This is a genomic window from Psychrobacter sp. DAB_AL43B (genome assembly GCF_900168255.1).
Lineage (GTDB): Bacteria > Pseudomonadota > Gammaproteobacteria > Pseudomonadales > Moraxellaceae > Psychrobacter.
In genome coordinates this window covers 884,901-909,596 of sequence record NZ_LT799838.1, presented here as the reverse complement: position 1 = coordinate 909,596, position 24,696 = coordinate 884,901, and the positions used below count along the sequence as shown (strand labels likewise).

The following is a 24,696-nucleotide window of genomic DNA, read 5'->3' as shown; positions in this document are numbered from 1 at the left end:
AGAACATTAGTTATCAACCCATGAATCCTGTTAAATCTGCCTCGAATCTTATCACTGTTATTACTGACTATATAGAGCAAGATGATATCCTGCCTGTGCCGCAGCTACGTAAACTGGGGCTCATTTATAGCAGTTATCGCTTTATCGTCAGCTTATTTTTTATGCTGATGGTGTATATTACGGTTCGCGCTGATGGCAGCCCATCATTGCCAAGTTTTTTGCAGCAAACCGTGCTCAGTTTTTACGTTTTACTGAGCTTAATCTTGCTGGGATTATTTTATACCGTTGGCAAACATATGCGCCGACAGTTGGCTTTTGGGCTGGCGCTAGATGTCATTATCCTAAGCTTACTGCTTTATACCGCTGGCGCGCCTGATTTGCAGCTGACCATGTTGTATATGGTGGTGGTGGCCGCAAGCTTCATGTTATTACATGGTTCGCAAGCGCTGATTATTACTTTACTTGCTATTATCTTTGTTATCTACCAGCAGTTTTTTTATGCCATCGCTAATAGTATGAGTTTGGCAAATTTAGGGAACGCCTTACTCATGTCAGCCAGCTTTTTGGCAGTCGGAGGCTTAAGTTGGTCAATCTCGCAGCGCTTGGTACAGCTTGAAAAAGTAGCCGCTACCCATGTCAAAGAAGTCGAACGACTGAACGTGATTAACCAAGAAGTGATTACTCAAATGGCTAATGGTGTCATCGTAATTGATAGCCAACACGTTGTATTAGCAAACCTTGCTGCCTATCAATTACTTAGTATTCCAAATCATTCATCACTAACGACAACAGACACCGCTATTAACGCAAGCAATATACACAAAAATTCTCTAAGCACAAAAAACAGTAAGCCGTTATCCGACTTTCAGCTGCAGCTTAACGAACAACACCTGCAACTATTTGACGCCTGTTTATCCATAGCTGCAGGACAATCACGTACTTTCGTTTATGAATTGCCAGCCGTCGCCAATGCTTCTGTCATCGGCAAGCTACGTGTCGAGATTATCCATCTAAAAGATGACAGTAAGTTGATCATATTAGAAGATTTACGCCGCGAGCAAGCCAGCGCTCAACAGTTAAAACTGGCTTCGCTTGGACAACTGACCGCCAGTATCGCCCATGAAATAAGAAACCCTTTAGCGGCGATTTCCCAAGCAAGCCAATTATTAATAGAAGATGTCGTCGAAAGTGAGACGCGAGCTGGCACCACACTAGCCCATATAAATAGCGCCCATTTAAATAGTGAAACAGCTAATAACCACGAACTTTATAAAATGATATTTTCGCAAACCAAACGCGTTAATCGCATTATTGAGGATGTTTTAAAACTGTCTCGCCAGCAGACTGCCAATCAGCAAAGCATTGTACTTGCTGATTGGATGCCGATATTTTTGCACAATTACTTTCACGGTCATGATGTTTTTTTACACATCAATACGCAGCCTACTATCTCATTTGACACTCACCAATTAGAGCAGGTGTTGATTAACTTGATTAATAACGGCTTACGTTACAGTAGCTACGCCCACCCTCATGCCTTTGTGGAAATCGAAATTTATTGTGCAGATAACGATGTTATAATTGATGTCTTAGATGAAGGTATGGGCGTTGGTGCTGATGATTTAATCCATTTGTTTAATCCATTTTTTACCACGGATAAGGCCGGTACCGGTTTGGGATTGTATTTATCCCAAGCATTTTGTGAGGCCAATCATGCACGGTTACTTTACGTTCCTGATTATAAAAAGACCTGCTTTCGTCTGATTGCCCCCGCGATTTATAATGAGACTGCTGACTAAGCACTTGTGGTAATAAATGAGCGCTCATTCCCAATAAAAAAGCCTTTGGTTAAAAACTGATAGATTAGAACTATTTATATTTGACACCCAAAACCATATGCCTGCGATAAACGCTATTATTTACCCTCTATAAATCTTTATAGGATTATTTTTTAATACTTTTGTAGTACTTGAACACAATGAGATAATGTATGACAACCACCGCGCTAGTCGTTGATGATGAAGTAGATTTATGCCGATTGATGCAAATTACGCTGACTAAGATGGGTATCAAAAGTGATGTCGCCTATACTTTGTCACAGGCAAAATCATACTGGCAGGAAAATGACTATGATTTTTGCTTAACTGATTTAAAACTACCTGATGGCTCAGGGTTAGAGTTGGTCAAACATATTAGTGCCAGCTCTAGTAAGCCTATCGCTGTTATCACCGCGCATGGCAGTATGGATTTAGCGATTGAAGCGCTAAAACTGGGGGCTTTTGATTTCGTGAATAAACCCCTTGAGCTACCACGTTTACGTCAGTTGGTTGAAAACGCTCTAAAGGTTATCCAGCAAGACAATACCGCAAAATCTACGCCTCAGCGCTCACCTGAACAGCAGATGTTAGATGATCGTCTAATTGGCAATTCAGCCGTGATGCATCCTTTAAAAAATACTATTTTAAAATTGGCTCGCTCACAAGCCCCGGTATTTTTATCTGGTGCTTCAGGTACCGGTAAAGAAGTCGTTGCTAGATTGATTCATGACTTAAGCCCGCGTCGAGATGGCAGTTTTGTGCCGGTCAACTGCGGAGCGATACCTTCAGAGCTGATGGAATCAGAGTTTTTCGGTCACAAAAAAGGCAGCTTTACCGGTGCTGTTGCTGACAAGCAAGGATTATTTCAGCAGGCTAATGGCGGTACTTTATTTTTAGATGAAGTAGCAGACTTGCCTTTAGCGATGCAAGTTAAATTGCTGCGTGCCATTCAAGAGAAGACGGTTCGCGCGATTGGTGATACCAAAGAACTGCCAGTCGATATTCGCATCTTATCGGCAACGCATAAAGATTTGAATCAACTCGTACAGGCAGGGATGTTTCGACAGGATTTATATTACCGCATCAATGTGATTGAGCTTAAATTACCGACACTTAACGCTCGGCGTGATGACATACCGGTATTAGCCAAGCATTTTTTGGCACTGATTGCTGAAGAATGGCAATTAGAATCGCCACCATTGCTAACAGCAGATGCTTGCAAGCGCTTACAACAGCATAATTTCGCTGGTAATGTTCGTGAGCTGCGTAATGTACTTGAGCGTGCCGTAACATTGGCTGAAACATCAACGATTGATGCCAGCCACCTCGGTCTATCTGATTTTGATATGCATCAAGAAGTTGAGATACATCAAAATACCATAGCACCACAAAGCCAAAGTACTAGTAACGCGACCGTTCCTCACGTCTCAAGTCAAAATATCGATGACAGATTCTCAGCTGAGTCGTTAAAGAAAAGTATAGAAGAAAATACTGATCACCAATCTCAGTCTACAGCAGAGAAAAATGCTCAGCAAACAACATCTCAGCAGGCAACGACTAATCTACACCCCTACCGTACTACACAGCACTATTCTTCGATGACGCCTTCCACCATCCCTGCAATTGCAATGTCCTCTTCAATCAATCAACCCTCAGCGGTAAACACCGTAGGATCGACCGATAACTCAATAGGTCAACAGACACAAGAGTCATTAAGCAAGCAGCATGATGACGGCGAAGGATTCAATCAATCCACAGGTACAAAAGGTATAGCCGACGGTCAATTACCAGCGCAGGGATTAGAGCACTATCTTCAAGAGCAAGAAAAACAGCTGATTATCACGGCGCTTAAGCAAACAGGCTGGAATAAAACCCAAGCAGCTGAATTGTTAGGGACAACCTTCCGATCCCTGCGCTATCGTATGACCAAACTAGATATTGCTGAAGATCAATCTGAATAGCGCTCCATGTTTTAAGGTTAAATTAAGGTTTGTCTGTAGGTGTCGGTTTTTCAATAACATTATCTATGACGCTATTGTTTTTAATGATACTGTTCTTGTTGACACTGCTTTGGATACTACTGTTTTGAAGGTTATTATTTTTTTCAGAGCGGTCTTCTACCGTTCCCTTACGCACAAACCGAATACCTGAAGCAAGCGCCTTCTTTCGTAGTAGATCAAGGGCTTGCTGCTCCCACGTACTCTCACTACCCGATAATGCCATATCAGGCTCTACTCCAATGCCCTCTATTTTCTTACCTGAGGCAGTCATATAGTGGGCAACCGTTAGCTTGACTGCCTGATCATTATTAAGGGGTATCACTGACTGTACCGATCCTTTGCCATAACTGACTTCACCCAAGATAGTGGCGCGCTTTTGCATCTGTAAGCTACTTGCTAATACCTCTGCTGCTGAAGCTGAATAGCGATTTTGTAAAACCACCATGGGCAATGGTTCAAGTAATGCTACGCCTTGAGTTGATAAAGTACGTGAATCACCTTGACGACCTTTTACTTGCACCACATCAGTCTCATTCATAAACAGGCTGGCGACGCTCACGGCGGATGCCAAGACTCCACCCGGATTATCACGCATATCTAACAAAATGCCTGACACTGGCGCCTCTAAATCGATTAAGCTTTGTAGCAATTTTTCGCGGCTATTGTTTTGAAACGCCGGTAACCTAATAATGGCAATACCATCAACGAGACGAGTCTCAACAATTTGAGGATGATTATTATTACGCTGTAAAGTCGTGGTATGTTTACGGCGCCCTGCTTTTGAAGTCACAATATCCACTTGTGTGCCTGCAATCCCTGTCAAGAGTTGATTGATATCATTAGTTTCTTCATCTTCGCCAAGCTTAAATTCATCCACTTGATGTAAATAATCGCCAACCGCAATGCCTTTTTTATCGGCAGGTGAGTCATCGATTACCTCGGTAATGACCCAATAGCCTGATTGCGATTGATACTCTACCTTAATGCCAATATCTCCGACATCGCCTTCGGTAAAAGCGCGCAGATTTTCATAAGCTTCAGCATCTAGAAATTCAGCATGACTATCAAGCTTGGTCAACATGCCACTCATTGCATTGTTAAATAACTCTTCGTCATTAACGGTATCAACGTATTCACGGCGGACCAAGTCGATCAACGCCACAAAGGTTTTCAGCGTCTCCGGAGAGATAGCATTTAATGAGACCTGAGCCACTTCAGCGGGAATGTCAGTATTGAAAGCACCTGCTTCATTATTTAACGCACTTTCATCGGCAATACTATCTATTGAATCATCAACTTGATCAGCAGACTCCAACATATCAGCGATGTCTGATAAATCATCGGCACCGTTGTTTAGTGGCACATCATCCGTACTTAAACGGATTAATTGTAAACTTGCCGTAGGGCTAGCGGTAGGTCGAGCGATAGTATCGTTGAGCGCTGCTTGTGCCTGTATATTAACCACACTTAGCCCCAGCAAACTAACGATAAGTGTCAGCTTTAATACATGTGAGCGAATAGATACTGTCATCATTGGATTCTCTAATCTTTTATAGATCAATGAAAGTATAGGGCTGATAGAACGCATAAAATGAATCACCTAAAAAATTCGTCCGAAATATTTACGACATTATTGTTATATAGTTATTATATGGTTATTAATGGATAATAGCTTATAAGATAGCATCAAGCGACCCTCTAAGAGTAGGATAGTATTGCAAGTAACTTAGGTGATAAGTTACAAGTGAAATGTTAGACAAAATTTAGCGTCAAAAAAGGGAGAGATAATAAATATCCCTCCCTTACTTGTTCATCATTCGTCACTATATTTTACTAAACTGTCATAGCAACGAATACTGACATGGCACAGCTAAGGTGCTGCGACTAGTAAACTTTCGCCTGTCATTTCAGGGGGTGCTTCGATATTCATCAATGCCAAAATAGTTGGTGCGACATCGCTCAGCTTACCGCCGCTACGTACTTTTAGTTTTTTCTCACCAACATAAATCAATGGAACGTGCTCAGTGGTGTGCTGAGTATGTACTTGACCGCTTTCATAGTCTTGCATCTGCTCACAGTTGCCATGATCTGCCGTGATAAGCATATCGCCACCAGCCGCACGTACTGCTGCCTCTACTCGACCAACGCAGACATCTAGCGCCTCTACCGCTTTGACAGCAGCGTCAAAGATACCGGTATGCCCAACCATGTCGCCATTGGCATAATTGACAACCACTACATCATATTTGCCAGACTCAATAGCCGCCACTAATTTATCTGTCACTTCAGGGGCGCTCATTTCAGGCTGTAGATCGTAAGTAGCAACATCGGGAGAAGGCACTAAAATACGTGTTTCGCCTTTATACTCTTCTTCACGGCCACCACTAAAGAAAAAAGTCACGTGGGCATATTTTTCGGTTTCAGCGATACGCAGCTGGGTTTTACCTTTGTCCTGCAAATATTCGCCAAGTGTATTGGTTAATGAGGTTGGATAATAAGCAATGCTGGTTTTAGGATTATCCGCCAAGACGTCAGAATATTTAGTCAGCATCACAAACGCCGCAAGCTTTGGCTGTTTATGACGGGCAAATCCAGAGAATTCATGGTCTGGTAATACAAAGGCTTGTGCAAGCTCACGGGCACGGTCAGCGCGGAAGTTCATAAAAATGAGGGCGTCATTATCATCAACGGTATATGGCACCTCGTCACGTCCAATGACCACAGTAGGATTAATAAACTCATCGGTTTCACGCGCTTTGTATGCCGCTTGCACCGCGCCATCGGCTCGGGTTGCTAAACGATCCGCTTTACCCTCAGTGATAAGCTCATAGGCTTTTTGTACTCGATCCCAACGATTGTCACGATCCATCGCGTAGTAGCGGCCGATAATACTGGCAATCTGTACGCGACCACCCTCATAATGCGCATTAAGCTTAATGATATGGTCGCGTAGACGATTAATATATTTATCAGCAGACTTAGGCGGGGTGTCACGCCCATCTAAGAAGCAATGCACAAAGACGTTCTTAGCGCCATGTACCAATGCTGAATGGCACATCGCTTCGATATGGTCTTGATGCGAATGTACGCCGCCATCCGAAAGCAATCCCATAATATGAACATTACCGCCAAGCTTATTGGCGGCTTTTACCGCATTAACTAAGGCTTCGTTTTTGTAAAAATCACGATTAGCCACCTCACTTGAGATACGGGTAGAATCTTGATAAAGAACGCGACCAGCGCCCAAGTTCATATGCCCGACTTCCGAATTACCAAACTGACCATCTGGCAAACCAACATCTTCTCCTGATGCGGATATCAATCCATGTGGATATTTTTGATAAATCTTATCCATATTTGGCATATTAGCGGCAGCAATCGCATTATCCTTATCATCTTCACGATGCCCAAAACCATCTAATATCATTAAAACATGAGGCACTTTTTTATTTTGATCGTTATTTTGTTGATTATTGCGCTGAGCCTGATTATCGTCGATAAATTCTGATTGTTGCTGGATATTGGTCATGGATTACCGCTCCTCAAGTGAATGAACGCCTATAATGCTGTATTAGGATGTTTAAAGCCCTCTATCTTAACACACATCTCAAAATAGCTGAAAAATCGACTTTTCAGGCTACCAATTAGGTATTTTTTATGCCTTTATCTGACTAAAAATTTAGTGAAGTTCTGATCTTAATGATGCTCATTCTTAAAGCACGTATCAATAAGACACGTATCAATCTGTAAATCGCACTTGCAATCACTCAAACCATTGGTTAAGATAAATGTATTCTGAAGTGTTGGCTAGTAGATGTTTATTCCCTGAGCCGATAATGCTTTACCAGGATGTGGTACCTATTGCCTCATTGTGTATGCCTGCACCGCTTGCGGTGTCTCAGGAAACCTGCCGAGGTAATGACGCATCCGCCCTGAACTTCACGGTTCATGGGTCACCATCTTACGGCGGCACTTCGGTTGTTATATTCGGTTAATGATTATTTCAGTTGTGAGCTATAAGCTTATAATAGATGAGTCAAAACCACTAAAAAGCCCCTTTTGTCATTGACGAAAGGGGCTTCTTTTATGTCAAAACTTCTTAATACCTAATTTATAATCAATCTACTACTCATCATTGGCTGGCTTGGTAATTTTCTTCACATCCTTAGGAATGTTTTTGGCAGTACCATCCACCGTTGTATGCTGTTTAAACACATCACCGAACGGATTCTGTTGTTGACCAAATGGGTTTGGGTTATTCATACCGCCTGCTCCACCAAATGGGTTTTGACCACCCATGCCACCAGCACCGCCAAACGGATTTTGACCAGCACCCATTTGCCCACCCATCTGCTTGGCCATCATTTCCATCATTTTTTGCTGGTTGTTCATGATGTAATTATTAGCAAAGTCTTTGAGTTTCTTTTGCACCGGTGGTAAGACCACCAGTAACGCCAGCAAATCACTGAGCACACCAGGAATAAGAAGCAAAATACCCGCTGCTGCCATTGCCACACTTTTAATCATAGTCGATTCTTGCGGACGCATCGCAGGGTTCATCATACCGCCAGCTTTCATCTGCTGAGCCATTGGGTTGAGAGCCGCCATACCTTTACGCATGAGTGAGATACCGATAACAGCAGCAACAATAAACCACATAAATATCCACCAGCCACTCATAAATTGAGCAAGCAAATACCACAGTAGCATCTCGATAATAAACCATACAATGGCAATACCAACTATCTGGCCCATAAAGCGTCGTCCTATAAAATAAAAATCAATAAATTGAGCGCCATGCAAATTAAAATGGCTAACATATGATGTATATGGGGATTGATTGCTATACTATCAAACTTACGGCTAATTTTTAAGCCATAAAATAAAATGTGAGCAAAACGAAATACTATGGCAATTATAATTGGGATTGATCCGGGTTCGCGCATGACCGGTTATGGCATCGTTCAACAAACCGGCGATAAACTCACCTATATTGATGCAGGTACTATTCGCACGGATACCAAAGAGATGCCTGAACGCCTTAAGCGTATTTTTAATGGCTTGACGCGTATCACCCAGCATCATTTGAAATATGCGGACGAGCCCATTTATACCGCGATTGAACAAGTATTTATGGCAGAAAATCCTGATTCAGCGCTTAAGCTTGGGCAAGCACGCGGTGCCGCCATTGCAGCGATGGTGGCATTGGACTTGGAAGTATCAGAATATACCGCACGCCAAATTAAACAAGCCGTTTGCGGTTATGGTGCTGCGGCCAAAGAACAAGTACAGGAAATGGTCTGTCGCATATTGTCTTTAGACGTCGTACCACAACAAGATGCCGCCGATGGTCTCGCCTGCGCCATTTGTCATGCGCACTCAAGCCATTCGATGAACAAACTACTACTCAATAGCTCAATGCGCGGGCGCGGTGCCTCTAAGAAAAAAGGACGCTGGCGTTTGACTGAAGAAGACTTAGGTAATTTGCGTTAAAATACATGCTCATAAAAACCAGCCACAAAAAAACACGCGTCTCATGGCGCGTGTTTTTTATGGCTATAGATGCCGCCTATTTAATAAAAATTATTAATAGCGCTATTTGACAACCGAACTTTCAATAACCGCATCTAATACATAGGCATACTCTTCATCTGATTCATTTAAAGCGCCTGTAGTATTGTCTTCTGCCGTTTCGCTGTTATTTAACTGGTAGCGCTGTAATCTTAGCACTTCGTCATGTTTGCCATCATGTTGATAGCCATCTATTTCACCTTTAAATGCCGCCCACTCACCTTCGCTGGTTTTAATACCTTGGTCATCATAAGTAATAGGTTTTACTTGCAGACACATCTGTGAGCTATTATCTTCGCATGGTATCATTTTAGAGTTCACCGCCCAAAATACAGTCTCACCTTTACTGTTGTACTTAGCTTGCGACGTCAGTCTACCTTTCCAGATTAAAGTCTCAGCGTCACTTGTTACTTGCGTCAACATTGGATTATCGCCCATAGAGCCCTCATCTTTAGACTGATCATCTCCTACTAAGGTTAATTGGCTGTCACCTTGCATCAGCTCACTTAAACTGTTTTCAGCTTTATCAAGATTCCCACAAGACATTTTAGTACTCATGCTGTCTTTGATAGTTAAGGTAGATTCTTGCAGCTGATATGTCGCACTTATAGTATTACAACCAACGCTATAGATTAAAGTATTTTGACCTTGATATTGGTTAAATGACAAGCGTACTTGATCTTTAATTTTCATCAGCATATTTAATGGCTGAGCACCTTTATCTGTTACAGATACCAGTGTCCAACGATAACTTGAAAGGTTGGCAATCATCTGTTCTTCAGCACTCATCTCGCCCGCCTTATCTAACGTGACACTATCATTCTCTATATCAACATTTGCGGCACTAGCATTGGCATCAGCTACCTCGATATTTTCATCAGTTGAAACAGAAGTATCTTGGCAAGCACCTAATGCTAAACTTATTGCTAGCATACTTGGCAATAAGGCAAATCTAAAAGACAATTTTTTAAAAGATGGCGTCATAAAAAATGGTGTCATAACAGTCATACCTTGTGGCTAAACCTTTTCACAATCCGAAGAGTAGCTATATCTATCCAGAGAGTGATTATATCTATTTTCATAGAGCTTAATAATTTTTTATATAGCTTAATAGTTTGACCACTATAACGCTCGTGTCTGCTATGGGTGTAACGAAGTGTTTAGTTTTATAAATTGATAGTAATTAACAGTAACTGCTATGATTGTTTTTTGATCAAATAAATGTATTAAAAAAATCTTGAGTAGCTAAGCATCATACCCGCTACTCAAGATTTTTTATTATCTATAGTCGATTCAATTTAAAAATAATACAGTGCTGCTGGGATAAATTTTGCGAAGCCTCTGGAGTGCGAAGCACACAGCAAGCGAGGAAAACTTATCCCAGCATAACGCTATTTTTAGCGTACCTCTTTTATAGTGAACGGACTATATAATGCCTAGCTCTTTAAAAAATTACGTTATTCGCCCTCATGAGCAGGTTTGGCTTTTGCCATATTTTTGATACTAAAACGCTCATTCATCATCTGATAAAAACGGGCAAGATTCTCACCTTGCTCATTAGGGTTCACTTTAAGGAGTTTGCCAAAATCTAAACCCAGATATAGCACAATATCAGCAAAACTTAATTGCTCACCAACTAAGTAATTATGACCTTTTAAGGCGTTTTCAAAATAAGGCAATGCTTTAACAGCGCGTGCAATAGACGGCGCGACAAACTCCGGCACTTGTTCGACTCGCTGAGCTTTTGATGGATGGCTATGCTGAAATGCCAACATAAAGTTATACAGCACCTCAAACTCAGCGATGCGGCGCATAGAACACACTTGCGCACGCTGTACCACATCGTTGCCCATCACCGAGCGCTCACCATAAACTCGATCGAGATATTCACAAATTGCCTGCGAATCATTCAGTACCGTACCATCATCTAATGTCAAAACCGGCACGGTTTGCATGGGGTTAATTTTGGTAAATGCCTCTGACATTTGCTCATTGACAGCAAAATCAATATCTACTACATCGAGGTCATCTATATCGTCCACATCAATGCCTTTTGATGCTAGTAAAATAAGGGCTTTACGTGGATTGGGTGCCGTACGGGTGACATATAATTTTTTCATAACAAACTCCTTGTAATATGAATTAAAAAGCGGCTCAGCGCTGATACACTTTATTATGGTTGTTGCACTATCGAGTACAGAAGATAACTATCGATACTCTATATAAGTTATAGCTTACTCTCCTCATCATAGCAAAGCCTTATTCAGCTTGCCGCTCTGATACTAAACTAAATAGCAAAAAGCCCCACAGCGTGATGTTATGGGGCTTTCTTAATCATATTTTAATCAAAATCATGTAGTCAAGCTCATTATTTATTAGGTGCTGGCGTCGTACGTAGATACGGCTTGATTTCTGTATGACCTTTAGGATAATTTGCAGCGATATCTTCATTTTTGACACTTGGTGGAATGATCACGTCATCACCATCTTTCCAATCTACTGGCGTTGCGATGTTGTACTCATCAGACAGTTGAATAGCGTCAATCACGCGGATGATTTCATCGAAGTTACGACCACAGCTGGCTGGATACGTCAGAATTAAGCGCACTTTCTTCTTAGGGTCAATAATAAAGACACTTCTCACCGTCGCAGTGGTGCTTGCATTAGGGTGCAGCATGTCATAAAGATTCGCCACCTCTTTATTAGGGTCAGCGATGATTGGGAAGTTCAGCTCAGTACCTTGAGTTTCACCGATGTCTTTTGCCCACGCATGGTGATCATCGATACCATCAACAGAGATACAAATTGGCTTCACGCCACGCTTTTGAAACTCGCCATTTAGTGCAGCAGCACGACCAAGCTCAGTGGTACATACTGGGGTAAAATCTGCTGGATGCGAGAAGAAAACCACCCAATTGTCACCTGCCCATTCGTAGAAATTGATATCACCATCAGTGGTGGTTGCATCAAAATTTGGTGCGGTATCGCCTAAACGTAAATGTGCCATGCTTGATTCCTTATTTATGGTTGTGATGAGCGCTATGATCTAAAAGTATCCATGCGCTCTATTATTATTGAACGTGCTCAGTCAATACTACACAATAACTCCAAGCACGTCAGCAAAAATCCTATTCTATCTTAGCAAACTGGTTATGAATGTCTTGTGATGGATTGTAATGCAGTTATTCCATTTTGGGTTAAGAAGACTAAGTACAATAATTAAGTAAGAAGTAAATAACTAGCTTATGTTATGACTATATTAACAGTCTACAGCATGGATCAATACATACACTTTAATCAGCAACTTATATTAGCTCAGCTTAAACATCGCTGCACCATCAATTTTCAACCCCACTTTATCCCCTTTCCATGTCAGTCTTGGTGTCGCTTCACTACCACGTTTGCTCGTCTCTCCTGAATGCTGCAGGGTAATGCCATCCTCATCTATAATTGCGATACCGATCACATAGGTATAAACAAAACTGCTTTTGGCTTTGGGAGATGCCTGAATATTAAAGACACATTCTATCACTTGATCGTGATATTTCATGCGCATTTTAGGCTGTAGTGAGGCAATAGAAACGGCACCGTTTGATACCGCAGAATAGACGGAGAACACCAGTGCAACTTTACCACCATAATGCTTAGCAATGTCAGGATTGACCAAAACGGTTTCTTTGCCCGGCTCATTGATACTGGCAACCTTTATATCACCCTGATGTTGTAGGTAAGGCATGGCCGTTAAACTGCCAATCTGCTCTGGCGCATGAATATAGCTCATATCCTTGCTGTTGTGCGCGAGTATGCCGACGCGCAAATCCAAATCATCATTATTAGCACTGGCATCGCCATTATCTATCCATATGGCTTCTACCACTAAGTGATCGTTGCCACCTTTGGTAAGATTGATTCGATGTTCGCTACCCGGTTTATCAAGCGTTACTTTTTTTAGATTAAAAGGTTGAGATTGTGATGGGCTATTTAGATTTTTGGCAGAATCACTCTGAGTTTGAGTGATTTTATTCTCTTCTAACTGCTTGTCTACTACTTCATCGTCAGCCACTTCACCACCAAAATGTGTGACCAAAACACTCAAACCACCATTAAAACCTTGGCCAATGGCATTAATACGCCAGACTTCATTTTTACGATAAACTTGTAATAGCATAATGGCGCGCTCACTATCAAATGCACTGCCGTCAAATGTATAGGTTGCAAGTATCTGTCCTGCTTGCTCCAACATGACATGACTAGTGCCAAGCTCTCGCATGGTCGATTGACCATCGATTGTTGCCGTCAATACCAAATAATCTACGGAATCGGGTAATTTACTGAGGTCAATATCAAAGCGCTGCTGACTCGCGGTTGCTTGCCAACTGATAGCGCCACAGGGCGTTTTTGGCTGATTATAAAATACCATATAATCATCGCTTACCAGCTTTTGCTGTCCATCTAGCCCAAAGCACGCCACATCTATCACGGTAGCGCCTGCTGTTAGCTCTGCAATCAAGGTAAACTGCTGCGCAATACCAATCTCAGTGAACTTGGCTTTTTGACCCATACTTAGATTTAGCATTATTATTATCCTAATGATGATTTTATATAAAACTGCTTTTTATTCAAAAACTTAACCTAAGATATCCATAGGCTGCTATTTTTAATCTAACATAAGAACACCATCTAATTTACCACAAAAAAGCCCATCCCTAGCGTACTAGAAATGGGCAAGCTTGCAAACTACTATTGTTCAGTAATAGCTTAAATAAACATTAGCGGCGGCAATTCTTATCAATTAAGCGGGTTTGTAGCTGTCACGTAAGCTAACGATTTGGTTAAAGACTGGCTTATCACTGCTGTGATCTTCACTATCAGAGATAAAATAGCCTTCTCGCTCAAACTGAAAACGCGTGCCAGCTCCAGCATTAGCAAGCGACGGCTCAACAACAGCATTCAGCTCAGTCAATGAGTTGGGATTTAGCGCTTGATGGACGTCAGCGACGCTACTTGGGTCTTCAGCGCTAAATAACTGCTCATACATGCGTACCGTCGCTGGCACGCCTTGGCTGGCTGATACCCAATGAATGACGCCTTTAACTTTACGACCTTCAGGGTTGTTGCCAAGTGTTGCAGAATCAATTGTTGCTTTTAGCTCAACCACATTGCCAGCGTCATCTAAAACATGCTCAGTCACTGCCAATACATAGGTATTACGCAGGCGAATCTCGTTCTTTTCTGGTGACAGACGCTTATAACCTGCTGGCGGCTCGATTTCGTAATCACCTTGGTCGATATACAAGGTTTCAGTAAAAGGAATCTCACGCTCACCCATATCGACGTTAGGATGGTTTGGTTGCGTTAACCATAAGGTTTGGGTGGCATCGTCAAAACGCGCATTCACGCTATCCGCCTTTTCAGTTTCCCAACTACTCACCGCATCGGCAAAGTTGGTAATCGTTACTTTTAATGGCTTAAGTACTGCCATACCGCGCGCCGTCGTCGTCTCTAGTGACTGACGAATACTAAATTCTAATAAACGAAAGTCAACAACACTGTCTACTTTGGTCACACCTACGCGCTCACAAAAATCGCGTAAGCCTTCTGGGGTATAACCACGGCGACGCATGCCAGCAATCGTCGGCATACGCGGATCATCCCAACCGCTGACGATATCTTCATCAACCAGCTGCTTTAATTTGCGCTTACTGGTCATGGTATGGTCAACATTTAGACGCGAGAACTCATACTGATGTGGCGGTTGCTCAAAGCCAACTTTTTCTACTGCCCAATCATAAAATGGGCGATGGTCTTCAAACTCTAACGTACATAGCGAATGGGTAATACCTTCGAGCGCATCAGAGAGCGGATGGGCAAAATCATACATAGGATAAATGCACCATTTATCACCCGTTTGATGATGCGCTTGATGCATGACGCGGTAGATAACTGGGTCGCGCATATTCATGTTTGGGCTTGCCATATCAATCTTGGCGCGCAATATCGCTTTACCCTCAGCGTATTTACCATTTTTCATATCATCAAAAAGTTGTAGGTTTTCTTCAACACTGGCATCACGATGTGGTGACGCTGTGCCTGCTTCATTGAATGAACCACGACTTTCTTTGATTTGCTCAGGCGACTGCAAATCTACGTAAGCATCGCCTTGTTTGATAAGCTGAATCGCCCAAGCATGCAGTTGGTCGAAATACCCTGACGCATGGTACGCTTCTCCTGCCCACTCAAAGCCCAACCATTTCACATCATTTTTGATATTATCAATATAATCTTGCTTTTCTGCCGTTGGGTTGGTGTCATCAAAGCGCAGGTTACAAATACCACCAAACTCTTCAGCCACACCAAAGTTTAAGCAGATGGATTTTACGTGACCCAAATGCAAGTAGCCGTTTGGCTCAGGTGGGAAACGCGTGACAATTTGCTGGTATTTTTGCGCGCTAACATCTTCACGAATCATATTACGAATAAAGTCATTCTTTTGCTCGTCTTTTTGTACAGGGTTGTTTGAGTGCTCACTCATCGGGCATTGCTCCTAACGCAAATGGTCAATTCATGCGACGTGCCATCACGCCTCATGGAAAATTCAAAATATTTAGTAAAGTAAAACGATATCGCAAAGCCAACCTTAGCTATTAAATTTAAGCTGGCTTACAAAAACTTGGGTTATAAAATTTGAGCCATAAAAACAGTGGCTTATAAACGCCAAGCGATAATGACTTTTTGTCAAAATCGTTTATATATGGGTAAAGTTGCGTTATTCTATCAGCTTTTGCAAAGGCATTAACAGCCTGATACATGACACAGGATAAAAAAGCCGTTAGACTAGCCATAACTTTTTATCCACCAACTTTTTATCCACCACTTAACAGCGTCATTTTAGGCGCTGCAATAAAGAAGGAATATCCCATGGTAGACATGCCACCAGTAGTAGAACTTGACACCAGTATGGGTGCAATCACCATCGAACTCAACGAAGAAAAAGCACCAAAAACCGTTGAAAACTTTTTAAACTATGTAAAATCTGGTCATTATGACAGCACAATTTTCCATCGCATCATTGACGGCTTTATGATTCAAGGCGGCGGAATGGACGCTGACATGAATGAAAAAGCAACCAATAAGCCAGTAGAAAACGAAGCAGACAACGGTCTGAAAAATGATGCTGGTACGATTGCGATGGCACGTACGCAAGACCCACATTCAGCGACTAGCCAGTTCTTTGTAAACGTAAAAGACAACGACTTCTTAAACCATTCTGGCAAAAATATGCAAGGTTGGGGCTATACTGTATTTGGTAAAGTGACAAGCGGTATGGACGTGATCGAAAAAATGAAAGGCGTTCCAACCGGTCGTTTTGGTATGCATGCAGATGTACCAACAGAGCCAGTTATTATCAAATCAGCGACTATTATTTCTGAATAATCGTTACTCACTGTAAGTGATGAGGATAAAGATAAATGCAAAGTTTTAATCATTTAATAACGACCCGCCCTCATGAGGTACGGCAAGTTTTGATTAGCGATTTGCATTTATCGCCTGAAGAGCCTGCCTTAGTGCAGGCTTTTTTGGCGCTGCTCGATGATTGCCTTGCCTTGCCTGCGCTCAAGCGTCTATTTATCTTAGGCGACTGGTTTGAAGTCTGGCTTGGTGACGATGTTTATCTATCACTATCAGAAGATGAGCGGAAGAAACATTGGCTCACACCGCTTATTGTTCAGTTGAAAAAACTACGTGTTGCTGGCTGCGAGATTTTAGTCATGCATGGCAATCGTGATTTTTTGTTGGGTCAACCGTTTTGTAATCTATTCGGTGGCGAGCTTATTTATGAGCCGTACACTTTGCCTGTTGGACAGCTGACTTATCGCTTAGAACATGGTGATGCCTTATGTACCGACGATAAAAAATATCAGTTTTTTCGCAAAATCATGCGTCATCGTATAACGCAGTGGTATTTGCTCAATAAGTCGTTAGAAAAACGCTTAGCAATCGCCGATAATATGCGGCAAAAAAGTCAGCAGAATAACGCCAATAAAGCGGCACATATTATGGATGTTAATGAAGCAGCAGTGAACAAAGCTATTCATCACTTTGACGCCCTGCTACATGGTCACACCCATCGTCCTGAAATCCACCAAAGTAATGAAGGCAAAAGTCGCTATGTCCTTGGTGATTGGCGATTACTTGATAAGGAAACGCGCCAACCTAAAGTGAGCGCTGTTATTGGTGCGATTACAGCAAACGTAGATGAAGATATTGTTGCTGATAGTGCAGAGTTTGGATTGTTTGAATTTAACATCACTGTTTAAACTGCTACCGTCATTCTCATATAATAAAAAAACTCCGTTATAGAACGGAGTTTTTTTATGCATTAGCATCGTTATTTTTAAACAACCACCGCAAATAGCGATTATCTAAAAATAATGACTTTACCCTATCTCACCACCCCGCCAATGAAGACGCGCTGCGCTGAGTGATAAAGCCATCTGGCGTCTGACCATTGTCTGCTTGCCAGCGTTGGAACGCATTGCGAGTATTGGTACCTACGATACCGTCTGTGCCCTTTGTATCATAGCCTGAACTGGTCAAACGCTGCTGTAAATTGCGTACTTGCGACGTCGATAATGGACGCTCATAGCGCGGCCATGACTTTTGCAAGCCACCTTGTCCGACAAGCGCTTTACCTAATAAGCTGACCCCAAGCGCGTAGCTTGATGAATTGTTATAAACTTTGATAACATCAAAGTTTGGACTTAATAGTAATACTGGACCGTCTTTACCAGCTGGCAGCCATAGCTCCATTTGAGTATTACCATCCAAGGATACATCGGCTATCGTATCGACGCCCATCGACGCCCATCTAGCAGCAGTTTGCTTGGTACCAACGGTCGAATAATCAAATGACGATGGAATAGTTGCTTCATAGAAAGGTGCCAAACCACGTACCCAACCTGAATTGCTCAGATAATTAGCAGTAGACGCCAAAGCGTCGCCCGTTGCCCATGGGTTACGATGTCCATTACCGTCACCGTCGACCCCGTGCTTAAGCCAGGTATCAGGGATAAACTGAGTCTGCCCCATGCCACCTGCCCAAGAGCCATCAAGCTGTGACCAAGACACATCTCCACGCTGCAATAGCGTCGCTAATGATAATAACTGAGTTTCAGCAAACTCTTGGCGGCGACCATCATAAGCAAGGCTGGCAAGTGAGCTTGGTATACTGCTATTGCCAGTCACCACGCCATATGACGATTCCATGCCCCAAATCGCAGCGATTATTTCTGCATTGACACCATACTGTGATTCTAACTGCGATAGAAATGACCGTTGCTCAGCAAATTTACGCTTACCAGTACTGACGCGCCCATCTGATACGGCAGAATCGACATATTCCCATGGCATTTTAGAAAACTCTGGCTGTCCTGAATCAAGCGAGATGACTTGCTGATTTAAATAAGCAGAATCGAGCAGACGGCGAACCGTCGAAGCATCATGACCTGATGAAATAGCCCGCATAGAGAAGTCAGATTTCCAATCAGAAAAGCTATTATAGCTTGGCTTTGCGACTGGCTGCGGTTTGATAACTGGCACTGGGGTTGGCTTCACTTGAATGGTTTGGGTTTGAGTAATTTGAACATTACCTTGACGAACAGGCTTGTTAGGCTGCTGCATCGCCTGCTGACTCGTACACCCGACCATGACCAAGGCTGGAAAAAGGGTAAGGTATTGTTTTTTTAATTGCATAAGAAGTCTCAAGTATCAATAAGTAAGGTGGCTTAGATAAATCCATTTAATAAAAGTAGCTTAAGTAACATAATTTCATTAAAGCCACTCAATAGCCAAGCAACGAAATAAATTGCAGCAAATTTAACGCCCTAGTACCGCACGAGGATCGATAGGATTGCCATTTAAGCGCACTTGAAATTCTAAGCCCACTTGATTGGTTTGACCACTGCTACCCATATTTGCAATACGCTGACCTCGTTGAACACTATCGCCTTCTTTGACGAGCAACTGGCTGTTATGAGCGTAGGCAGTGATATAGTTATCGCTATGACGAATCATAATGAGCTCGCCGTATTCTGGTAGACCATTACCGGAGTAAAGCACCGTACCTGATTGGCTGGCAAGTACCGGATCGCCCGCTGTGCCAGCGAACCACATACCCATCGTGCCAGCTGCCGCATCAAAGTTACGGGTTATTTGGTTGCGAGTCGGATATTCATAACCAGAGGTTGCATTAGCGGTTACTTCATAGACGGGGTTCTGTGAATAATTGGGTGCGCTCGTCACTGGCGGCGTGTAGGTTGGTTGTGCAGGCGCAGAGGTATTGTTAGAGGCATTGTAGCGATTGTTATTGGTAGCACGTACCGGCTCACCTTGCCACAACTTGAGCCATTGACCACTATAAATTGTATATTTACTGTCTAAACCATTGAGCGCCCCGATTTGACGGTAACTGATACGATAGCGCTCGGCGATTTGACTGACTGTATCGCCGCGCTGTACGCGATGATAGTTAGGGACACCTTGACCATTGGTAATAATTTTGGGTCCAGCTTGGTTGGCCGATTGGTAAGTAGGCTTCGTTGCACAGCCCACCATCGTTAATGTGGCTACCGTTATAGTGCCAACCAATGCCACTGTTGCAAAACGCGATCCAGCAATAAGCTTATTCATACAAGATTTCCTATTCTTTATGTTACTCACAAACTCCTTGTGTTACTCACAAGCATTTTGCTAACTTTTATACCATTTAGTTTTTGGCAAATACCATCATAATTCACTCGATAGTAACTATTTTCTCTCATCTTTTGCGACTAATAATTCAAACTATCTTTTAGGCATGACCTGCATACAAGATGGCTTATAAAATTAGCGCGGAGAGGCTATCCAGTGTGTCTGTTGGCGTATGGTGTAGTCGTACTGGTGATAGACTAATATAACCTGCAGCAACCGCTTGCTCATCTGTCAAGTTTATTGGAGATGATTGAACGTCTTCATTTTCTGCTGCCAGCTCATTCTGACACTTGCGTAGAGATAACCAGTAAGCATCTCGTCCGCGTGGGTCGACCATATTGTGGACAGGACGTGCAATCTGACTGTGAGCCAAAGCCGTTATTTTGCGACCTTTGATATCATCAACACTACCAACATCAGGAATATTAACGTTTAATACGTGATAGGGCAAATTTTTGCAAGCATCTAATATGGGTGTGTCTACCAATAATTTAACAATCTCATCTGCTGCCATCTGATAATGACTGGCATGCTCTCGCCCTTCACCTTTTACCCCGCCGCCTACTAAGGACGTCGCGATAGCTGGTATGCCAAAAAGCTGCGCGGTCAATGCCGCCCCAAAGGTGCCAGAAAATAAAACATCCTGACCGAGGTTGGCACCTGAATTGATACCGGTAATTACGCAGTCAAAGCGTGTATGGCGATATAACTCATGTAACGCTAGATAAATACAATCAGCAGGCGTGCCATTAACGGCAATAAAACCAGAGTTTAATTGATGAGCATATAAAGGCGCTGTGATACTCAATGCGCTCGCGCAGCCACTTTGCTCGTTATTTGGCGCAACCACCATGACCTCACCAATACTGGATAATGCCTGATATAGTGCCAACAATCCTGGAGCATGAACCCCATCATCATTACTATGGCGTGTTGAACATTCATAATTTCAACCAGAGATAAGCACAAGCAAGAGCCACCGTATTCTCATAACTTTGCTTGAGCTTATCAAATCTTGTGGCAACTGCTCTATAGTTTTTTAGTTTAGCGAAAGCGTTTTCTACTAAGTGGCGGACTTTGTACAAGTCCCAATCCATATGGTCGTTAGAGGACTTCGTGTTTCGTTTTCGAGGGATGTTATCACGCGTCCCTGCTTGTTTAATATGCGCCCGCAGTGCCTCAGAATCATAACCCTTATCGGCGCATACGGTCACTGTTGCGCTCAAATCTATGTTATCAATTAAGTCTGGTGCTATCTTCACATCATGAGTGGTGCCATCTGATAAGATAAAAGTGATTGGGTTACCATGAGCATCAACCGCTAAATGGATCTTAGTGGCACGTCCTGCCACACTTTTGCTAATACCTTGCAGGTTCTCATTACCACCACTGCTATGCTGATGCGCTTTAATATGAGTACCATCGATAAATACCCATTCGAGGTCTGAATCTTTGATTAATAAAGCGAACAACGCAATCAACTTATTACTGCGAAACCAGCGTTGATAAGCTTTGTAGATGGTATTAGGCTTACCAAAATTCTCGGGTAAGTCACGCCAAGGGCAACCAACGCGCATTCGATAAAGTATACCTTCAACTGTTTGTCTTAGATTTCCTTTGTCATAAATATTCAGTTCTAGTAAGATAGGTCTTAGTCTAGTCCAGTGTTCATCTTTGAGCATGGTACGAGGCATAGCGAACGTGATCTTTTGGTGTGAGAACTTAAAGATTAGACGTTCGCTATTTTTTTTGCCAACACTTTATCGCCAATGTTCAACACGCCCTAATTAAAAATTTTATTTTTGCTCAATATACTTATAAATGACCGTCTGTCTACTTATCTACTTTATTATCGTAAAATTGCTATAATCAACGACTCTATTGGCTTTTCATGCTTGCTAGTTTTTTATGCTTTTTCTTAAGCCTAGCCACCATAATTGTTTAAACTTTTGCTTAAATATTTAATAGGCATGACTATATTTTGGGCGATTATACCCTATTAGTCCATAGACACGAACCCAGTCTTTATGCAGAATTTGCTTGATAGTCGATTTTATTGCTGACTTTATCACTAAAAATATCGTCATTTTTTAGCGTAAAAACCTCTGATGAGGTTACAGTAGGCAACAACCCACAACAATATCAACTTATACTTTTATGTTGACGTAACTTACCCATTTATACTACTGATATGTTGCTGTAGACCCTGTTTGGCTCACAATATATCTACACATAAAGCAATATTTTATGTGACTTTTGTTTTTTTACCCATTAACATAGCATCATTAAATAAAGATAAGCGAGTGTAATACTGAATGAATAATCAATCGATATTATCTATAGTTTCTGTAATAGCAAAGACTGCCTCAAAAGTTGGGCTCGCTGGACTGATAACGTCTGTTGCTATGCTGTCTCAAGCGACCAATGCCGCCACTAATACTGCGACAACCATACCTCTAGATCTATCTGGCATTAATATCACTAAGCACGAAATTGCGGTGATGCAAGTGCTATCAGAGATATGCCCATCGATGCTAAATGGTAAACAAAAACAGCGCTTTTATAAATCTTATAACGTGCAGCTCCACGAGTTGATGCCATCGTTAGAAGATCCAAAAGCTGCTATTCAATACCTGTCTACACAGCAGGATTACCGCCAGATACTACAAGGTATCCGCAGCTGGACGATGGGATTCTCTAAGCAAGAAAATAAAGCCTTATGCGAAGATTTAGCAGATGCTGAATATTAGTAGTAACCTCTTATGAATAAGCTACTTTAACTAACTGATGCTAAATAGATAAAAACCGTCATAATTAACGACAATAACTCAACGGCACTATCTATTTATACTACTCATAACCCCTATGTTGAAATACTGCATTAGCCTTGTGGAAAAGTAGCTTTATAAGCTTAGCCATTGAGGTGACTTGCTAAAAAAGCTTGCTGCCATCCTGTTATGTTAACGGGATGGCAGCAAGCTTTTTTGTGGTGAGCAAAAAAATATTCGTTAATATTAATATATATGCGCTTTAAGTATATAGGTGCTTTAAATATACAGGTATTTTATAAGCTTATTTTCTTATCAGCCCACATTTTATAAACATAAATTCTCTGTTTTTAATCGCGTCCTATTTTATTATATTTATCGTTTCCCCATCGGTCGGCATTTTGCTAAGATAAGGCGTTAATTTTATGTCCGTTGCTTAGTCTCCTCTGCTCTCAAAAAAATCCATGGTTTAACTTGAGATTTAACACAGTCTGCCAAAGATTGTGTAAAGATATGGTGTTAGGTATAAGCGACAGATACATTTGGTTTTATGATGCGGTGTAACAATCTATGACAGTAAAGCATGTGAAAAAACAGCTGGTGCAGCTGGTAATGGGTGTCAGTATTTCTATGAGTGCAATGATGGCGAACGCAGCCATACAACCACCAGAGATGGAAAATACGGCCTATGTATTAATGGATTATAATACTGGTGAAATATTGGCACAAAAAAACGCCAATCAAGCACTCCCGCCAGCGTCCTTGACTAAAATGATGACCAGTTACATCATTGAGCAGCGCTTAGCATCAGGCGACCTCAAAGAAGATGAACAAGTACTGATGAGTCCAAATGCTTGGTGCCGCGGTAGTAGCAGCCAATCCTGCATGTATGTACCGGTCAATAAAACCGCTAGTGTCATCGATATGCTGCGCGGTATTATCATTCAATCAGGCAACGATGCATCAAAAGCGATGGCTGAACATATCGCAGGTAGCGAAGCTTCATTTGCTATTTTGATGAATGAGCAAGCGCAAAAGCTTGGTATGGAAAATACCCATTTTGTTAACGCGACCGGTATGCCCGATGAAGGTCACCAAGCCTCGGCTTTAGATTTGGCAAAATTGTCACGCGCTATTATCAAAAACAGCGGCGATTACTATGGTCTTTATGCTGAAAAAGAGTTTACCTACAATGGTATCACTCAAGGTAACCGTAATGCCCTACTCGCGACCGACCCTACGGTTGATGGTCTAAAGACAGGACATACCGATGCTGCTGGCTACTGCTTGGCGGCTTCTAGTAATCGTGATGGTATGCGCCTCATCTCTGTCATCATGGGTACAGACAGTCAGCAGGCACGTGCTGATCAGTCACGTGAATTACTTAACTGGGGTTTTGGTCATTTCACAACCGTTACAAAAGCACCTGCTGGGCAGTTTGTCAGCAAAGTACCGGTATGGTTTGGGGAGTCAGATGAAATAGAGGTTGCCACTGGTGATAACTTGCAAATTCTGACCAGTAAAACGCAAAAGAATAAAATCACTACTGTGGTCGATATTCCTGAAAGCTTAGAAGCCCCTATCAAGAAAGGTCAAGAAATTGGCAAAATGATGGCGGTCATTGATGGCAAAGCAGTCGCATCGGTGCCTATTATTGCCACTAGCGATATTGAGCAATCAGGTTTTATGAGCCGTATATGGCAACGTTTTACTCGCTGGGCGCAAAACTTGTTTTAACCCTTCATTTAAAATATAGCCTCTAAATAATAGCGCTTATATCAGTAATTTTAA

General features: G+C 42.2%; 18 protein-coding genes, 1 other RNA gene and 1 pseudogene. 8 read left to right on the top strand and 12 right to left on the bottom strand.

Features of this window, described 5'->3' with window-relative positions:
* Positions 1-20: 20 nt before the first annotated feature.
* Entirely contained in the window at positions 21-1,799 is a 1,779-nt protein-coding gene (locus DABAL43B_RS03925; protein ID WP_079691158.1) for a sensor histidine kinase, read from the top strand.
* A gap of 191 nt (positions 1,800-1,990) precedes the next feature.
* Positions 1,991-3,778: a sigma 54-interacting transcriptional regulator gene (locus tag DABAL43B_RS14540; protein ID WP_079691157.1), complete on the top strand. Its 1,788-nt coding sequence runs from the start codon at positions 1,991-1,993 to the stop codon at positions 3,776-3,778.
* A gap of 22 nt (positions 3,779-3,800) precedes the next feature.
* On the opposite strand, the gene DABAL43B_RS03915 is transcribed toward DABAL43B_RS14540, so the two are convergent.
* Entirely contained in the window at positions 3,801-5,351 is a 1,551-nt protein-coding gene (locus DABAL43B_RS03915; protein ID WP_145952489.1) for a S41 family peptidase, read from the bottom strand.
* Positions 5,352-5,687: 336 nt separating this feature from the next.
* Positions 5,688-7,346, bottom strand: coding sequence for a 2,3-bisphosphoglycerate-independent phosphoglycerate mutase (gene gpmI / locus DABAL43B_RS03910; RefSeq protein WP_079691156.1), 1,659 nt, complete (start codon positions 7,344-7,346; stop codon positions 5,688-5,690).
* A 260-nt stretch (positions 7,347-7,606) separates the two neighbouring features.
* Here gpmI and ssrS point away from each other — a divergent pair.
* A non-coding RNA gene (gene ssrS, locus DABAL43B_RS03905) (6S RNA) lies at positions 7,607-7,802 on the top strand.
* Between the two features lie 140 nt (positions 7,803-7,942).
* Here ssrS and DABAL43B_RS03900 read toward each other — a convergent pair.
* Positions 7,943-8,572 (bottom strand): FxsA family protein, encoded by a 630-nt coding sequence (locus DABAL43B_RS03900; protein ID WP_079691155.1) that lies wholly within the window; start codon positions 8,570-8,572, stop codon positions 7,943-7,945.
* A gap of 153 nt (positions 8,573-8,725) precedes the next feature.
* Between DABAL43B_RS03900 and ruvC the strand changes: the two genes are divergently transcribed.
* Positions 8,726-9,310 (top strand): crossover junction endodeoxyribonuclease RuvC, encoded by a 585-nt coding sequence (gene ruvC / locus DABAL43B_RS03895; protein ID WP_079691154.1) that lies wholly within the window; start codon positions 8,726-8,728, stop codon positions 9,308-9,310.
* 102 nt (positions 9,311-9,412) lie between these two features.
* Here ruvC and DABAL43B_RS03890 read toward each other — a convergent pair whose 3' ends face one another.
* The 5 genes from DABAL43B_RS03890 to DABAL43B_RS03870 all read right to left on the bottom strand — a co-directional run bounded on the left by DABAL43B_RS03890 (position 9,413) and on the right by DABAL43B_RS03870 (position 15,920).
* Positions 9,413-10,387 (bottom strand): META domain-containing protein, encoded by a 975-nt coding sequence (locus DABAL43B_RS03890; RefSeq protein ID WP_227516736.1) that lies wholly within the window; start codon positions 10,385-10,387, stop codon positions 9,413-9,415.
* Positions 10,388-10,845: 458 nt separating this feature from the next.
* Positions 10,846-11,508 (bottom strand): glutathione S-transferase family protein, encoded by a 663-nt coding sequence (locus DABAL43B_RS03885; RefSeq protein ID WP_079691153.1) that lies wholly within the window; start codon positions 11,506-11,508, stop codon positions 10,846-10,848.
* A gap of 248 nt (positions 11,509-11,756) precedes the next feature.
* On the bottom strand, positions 11,757-12,395 hold the full coding sequence (locus DABAL43B_RS03880) for a peroxiredoxin (RefSeq protein ID WP_079691152.1): 639 nt from the start codon (positions 12,393-12,395) through the stop codon (positions 11,757-11,759).
* A gap of 303 nt (positions 12,396-12,698) precedes the next feature.
* Positions 12,699-13,964, bottom strand: a complete 1,266-nt coding sequence (locus DABAL43B_RS03875) for a TerD family protein (RefSeq protein WP_079691151.1) — start codon at positions 13,962-13,964, stop codon at positions 12,699-12,701.
* Positions 13,965-14,180: 216 nt separating this feature from the next.
* On the bottom strand, positions 14,181-15,920 hold the full coding sequence (locus tag DABAL43B_RS03870) for a glutamine--tRNA ligase/YqeY domain fusion protein (RefSeq protein WP_079691150.1): 1,740 nt from the start codon (positions 15,918-15,920) through the stop codon (positions 14,181-14,183).
* Positions 15,921-16,306: 386 nt separating this feature from the next.
* On the opposite strand from DABAL43B_RS03870, the gene DABAL43B_RS03865 reads away from it, so the two are divergent.
* Both DABAL43B_RS03865 and DABAL43B_RS03860 read left to right on the top strand, forming a co-directional pair.
* Positions 16,307-16,822 carry a peptidylprolyl isomerase gene (locus DABAL43B_RS03865; protein ID WP_079693025.1) on the top strand — a complete coding sequence of 172 codons (516 nt, stop codon included), beginning with the start codon at positions 16,307-16,309 and terminating at the stop codon, positions 16,820-16,822.
* A gap of 35 nt (positions 16,823-16,857) precedes the next feature.
* Complete coding sequence (locus DABAL43B_RS03860; protein WP_079691149.1) at positions 16,858-17,706, top strand: UDP-2,3-diacylglucosamine diphosphatase; 849 nt, start codon at positions 16,858-16,860, stop codon at positions 17,704-17,706.
* Between the two features lie 130 nt (positions 17,707-17,836).
* On the opposite strand, the gene DABAL43B_RS03855 is transcribed toward DABAL43B_RS03860, so the two are convergent.
* From DABAL43B_RS03855 to DABAL43B_RS03840, 4 genes and pseudogenes are all read right to left on the bottom strand, one after another.
* Positions 17,837-19,141 carry a lytic murein transglycosylase gene (locus DABAL43B_RS03855; protein WP_079691148.1) on the bottom strand — a complete coding sequence of 435 codons (1,305 nt, stop codon included), beginning with the start codon at positions 19,139-19,141 and terminating at the stop codon, positions 17,837-17,839.
* Positions 19,142-19,264: 123 nt separating this feature from the next.
* The gene (locus DABAL43B_RS03850; protein ID WP_079691147.1) at positions 19,265-20,077 is read right to left on the bottom strand and encodes a LysM peptidoglycan-binding domain-containing M23 family metallopeptidase; all 813 of its coding nucleotides are present in this window, start codon (positions 20,075-20,077) and stop codon (positions 19,265-19,267) included.
* Between the two features lie 187 nt (positions 20,078-20,264).
* Positions 20,265-21,050 (bottom strand): annotated as a pseudogene (surE, locus tag DABAL43B_RS03845) (5'/3'-nucleotidase SurE); the annotation flags it as partial.
* A gap of 28 nt (positions 21,051-21,078) precedes the next feature.
* Positions 21,079-21,831: an IS5 family transposase gene (locus tag DABAL43B_RS03840; protein WP_079690684.1), complete on the bottom strand. Its 753-nt coding sequence runs from the start codon at positions 21,829-21,831 to the stop codon at positions 21,079-21,081.
* 711 nt (positions 21,832-22,542) lie between these two features.
* Between DABAL43B_RS03840 and DABAL43B_RS03835 the strand changes: the two genes are divergently transcribed.
* Both DABAL43B_RS03835 and DABAL43B_RS03830 read left to right on the top strand, forming a co-directional pair.
* Positions 22,543-22,887 (top strand): MCR_0457 family protein, encoded by a 345-nt coding sequence (locus tag DABAL43B_RS03835; protein ID WP_227516735.1) that lies wholly within the window; start codon positions 22,543-22,545, stop codon positions 22,885-22,887.
* A gap of 588 nt (positions 22,888-23,475) precedes the next feature.
* On the top strand, positions 23,476-24,642 hold the full coding sequence (locus DABAL43B_RS03830) for a D-alanyl-D-alanine carboxypeptidase family protein (protein ID WP_079691144.1): 1,167 nt from the start codon (positions 23,476-23,478) through the stop codon (positions 24,640-24,642).
* The last annotated feature ends 54 nt before the right edge of the window (positions 24,643-24,696 follow it).

What these genes read in the sequence shown, in the direction of transcription:
- DABAL43B_RS03925 (WP_079691158.1), top strand. Translation starts at nt 21, where the DNA reads ATGAATCCTGTTAAATCTGCCTCGAATCTTATCACTGTTATTACTGAC.
- DABAL43B_RS14540 (WP_079691157.1), top strand. Translation starts at nt 1,991, where the DNA reads ATGACAACCACCGCGCTAGTCGTTGATGATGAAGTAGATTTATGCCGA.
- DABAL43B_RS03915 (WP_145952489.1), bottom strand. Translation starts at nt 5,351, where the DNA reads ATGATGACAGTATCTATTCGCTCACATGTATTAAAGCTGACACTTATC.
- gpmI (WP_079691156.1), bottom strand. Translation starts at nt 7,346, where the DNA reads ATGACCAATATCCAGCAACAATCAGAATTTATCGACGATAATCAGGCT.
- DABAL43B_RS03900 (WP_079691155.1), bottom strand. Translation starts at nt 8,572, where the DNA reads ATGGGCCAGATAGTTGGTATTGCCATTGTATGGTTTATTATCGAGATG.
- ruvC (WP_079691154.1), top strand. Translation starts at nt 8,726, where the DNA reads ATGGCAATTATAATTGGGATTGATCCGGGTTCGCGCATGACCGGTTAT.
- DABAL43B_RS03890 (WP_227516736.1), bottom strand. Translation starts at nt 10,387, where the DNA reads ATGACACCATTTTTTATGACGCCATCTTTTAAAAAATTGTCTTTTAGA.
- DABAL43B_RS03885 (WP_079691153.1), bottom strand. Translation starts at nt 11,508, where the DNA reads ATGAAAAAATTATATGTCACCCGTACGGCACCCAATCCACGTAAAGCC.
- DABAL43B_RS03880 (WP_079691152.1), bottom strand. Translation starts at nt 12,395, where the DNA reads ATGGCACATTTACGTTTAGGCGATACCGCACCAAATTTTGATGCAACC.
- DABAL43B_RS03875 (WP_079691151.1), bottom strand. Translation starts at nt 13,964, where the DNA reads ATGCTAAATCTAAGTATGGGTCAAAAAGCCAAGTTCACTGAGATTGGT.
- DABAL43B_RS03870 (WP_079691150.1), bottom strand. Translation starts at nt 15,920, where the DNA reads ATGAGTGAGCACTCAAACAACCCTGTACAAAAAGACGAGCAAAAGAAT.
- DABAL43B_RS03865 (WP_079693025.1), top strand. Translation starts at nt 16,307, where the DNA reads ATGGTAGACATGCCACCAGTAGTAGAACTTGACACCAGTATGGGTGCA.
- DABAL43B_RS03860 (WP_079691149.1), top strand. Translation starts at nt 16,858, where the DNA reads ATGCAAAGTTTTAATCATTTAATAACGACCCGCCCTCATGAGGTACGG.
- DABAL43B_RS03855 (WP_079691148.1), bottom strand. Translation starts at nt 19,141, where the DNA reads ATGCAATTAAAAAAACAATACCTTACCCTTTTTCCAGCCTTGGTCATG.
- DABAL43B_RS03850 (WP_079691147.1), bottom strand. Translation starts at nt 20,077, where the DNA reads ATGAATAAGCTTATTGCTGGATCGCGTTTTGCAACAGTGGCATTGGTT.
- DABAL43B_RS03840 (WP_079690684.1), bottom strand. Translation starts at nt 21,831, where the DNA reads ATGCCTCGTACCATGCTCAAAGATGAACACTGGACTAGACTAAGACCT.
- DABAL43B_RS03835 (WP_227516735.1), top strand. Translation starts at nt 22,543, where the DNA reads ATGCTGTCTCAAGCGACCAATGCCGCCACTAATACTGCGACAACCATA.
- DABAL43B_RS03830 (WP_079691144.1), top strand. Translation starts at nt 23,476, where the DNA reads ATGACAGTAAAGCATGTGAAAAAACAGCTGGTGCAGCTGGTAATGGGT.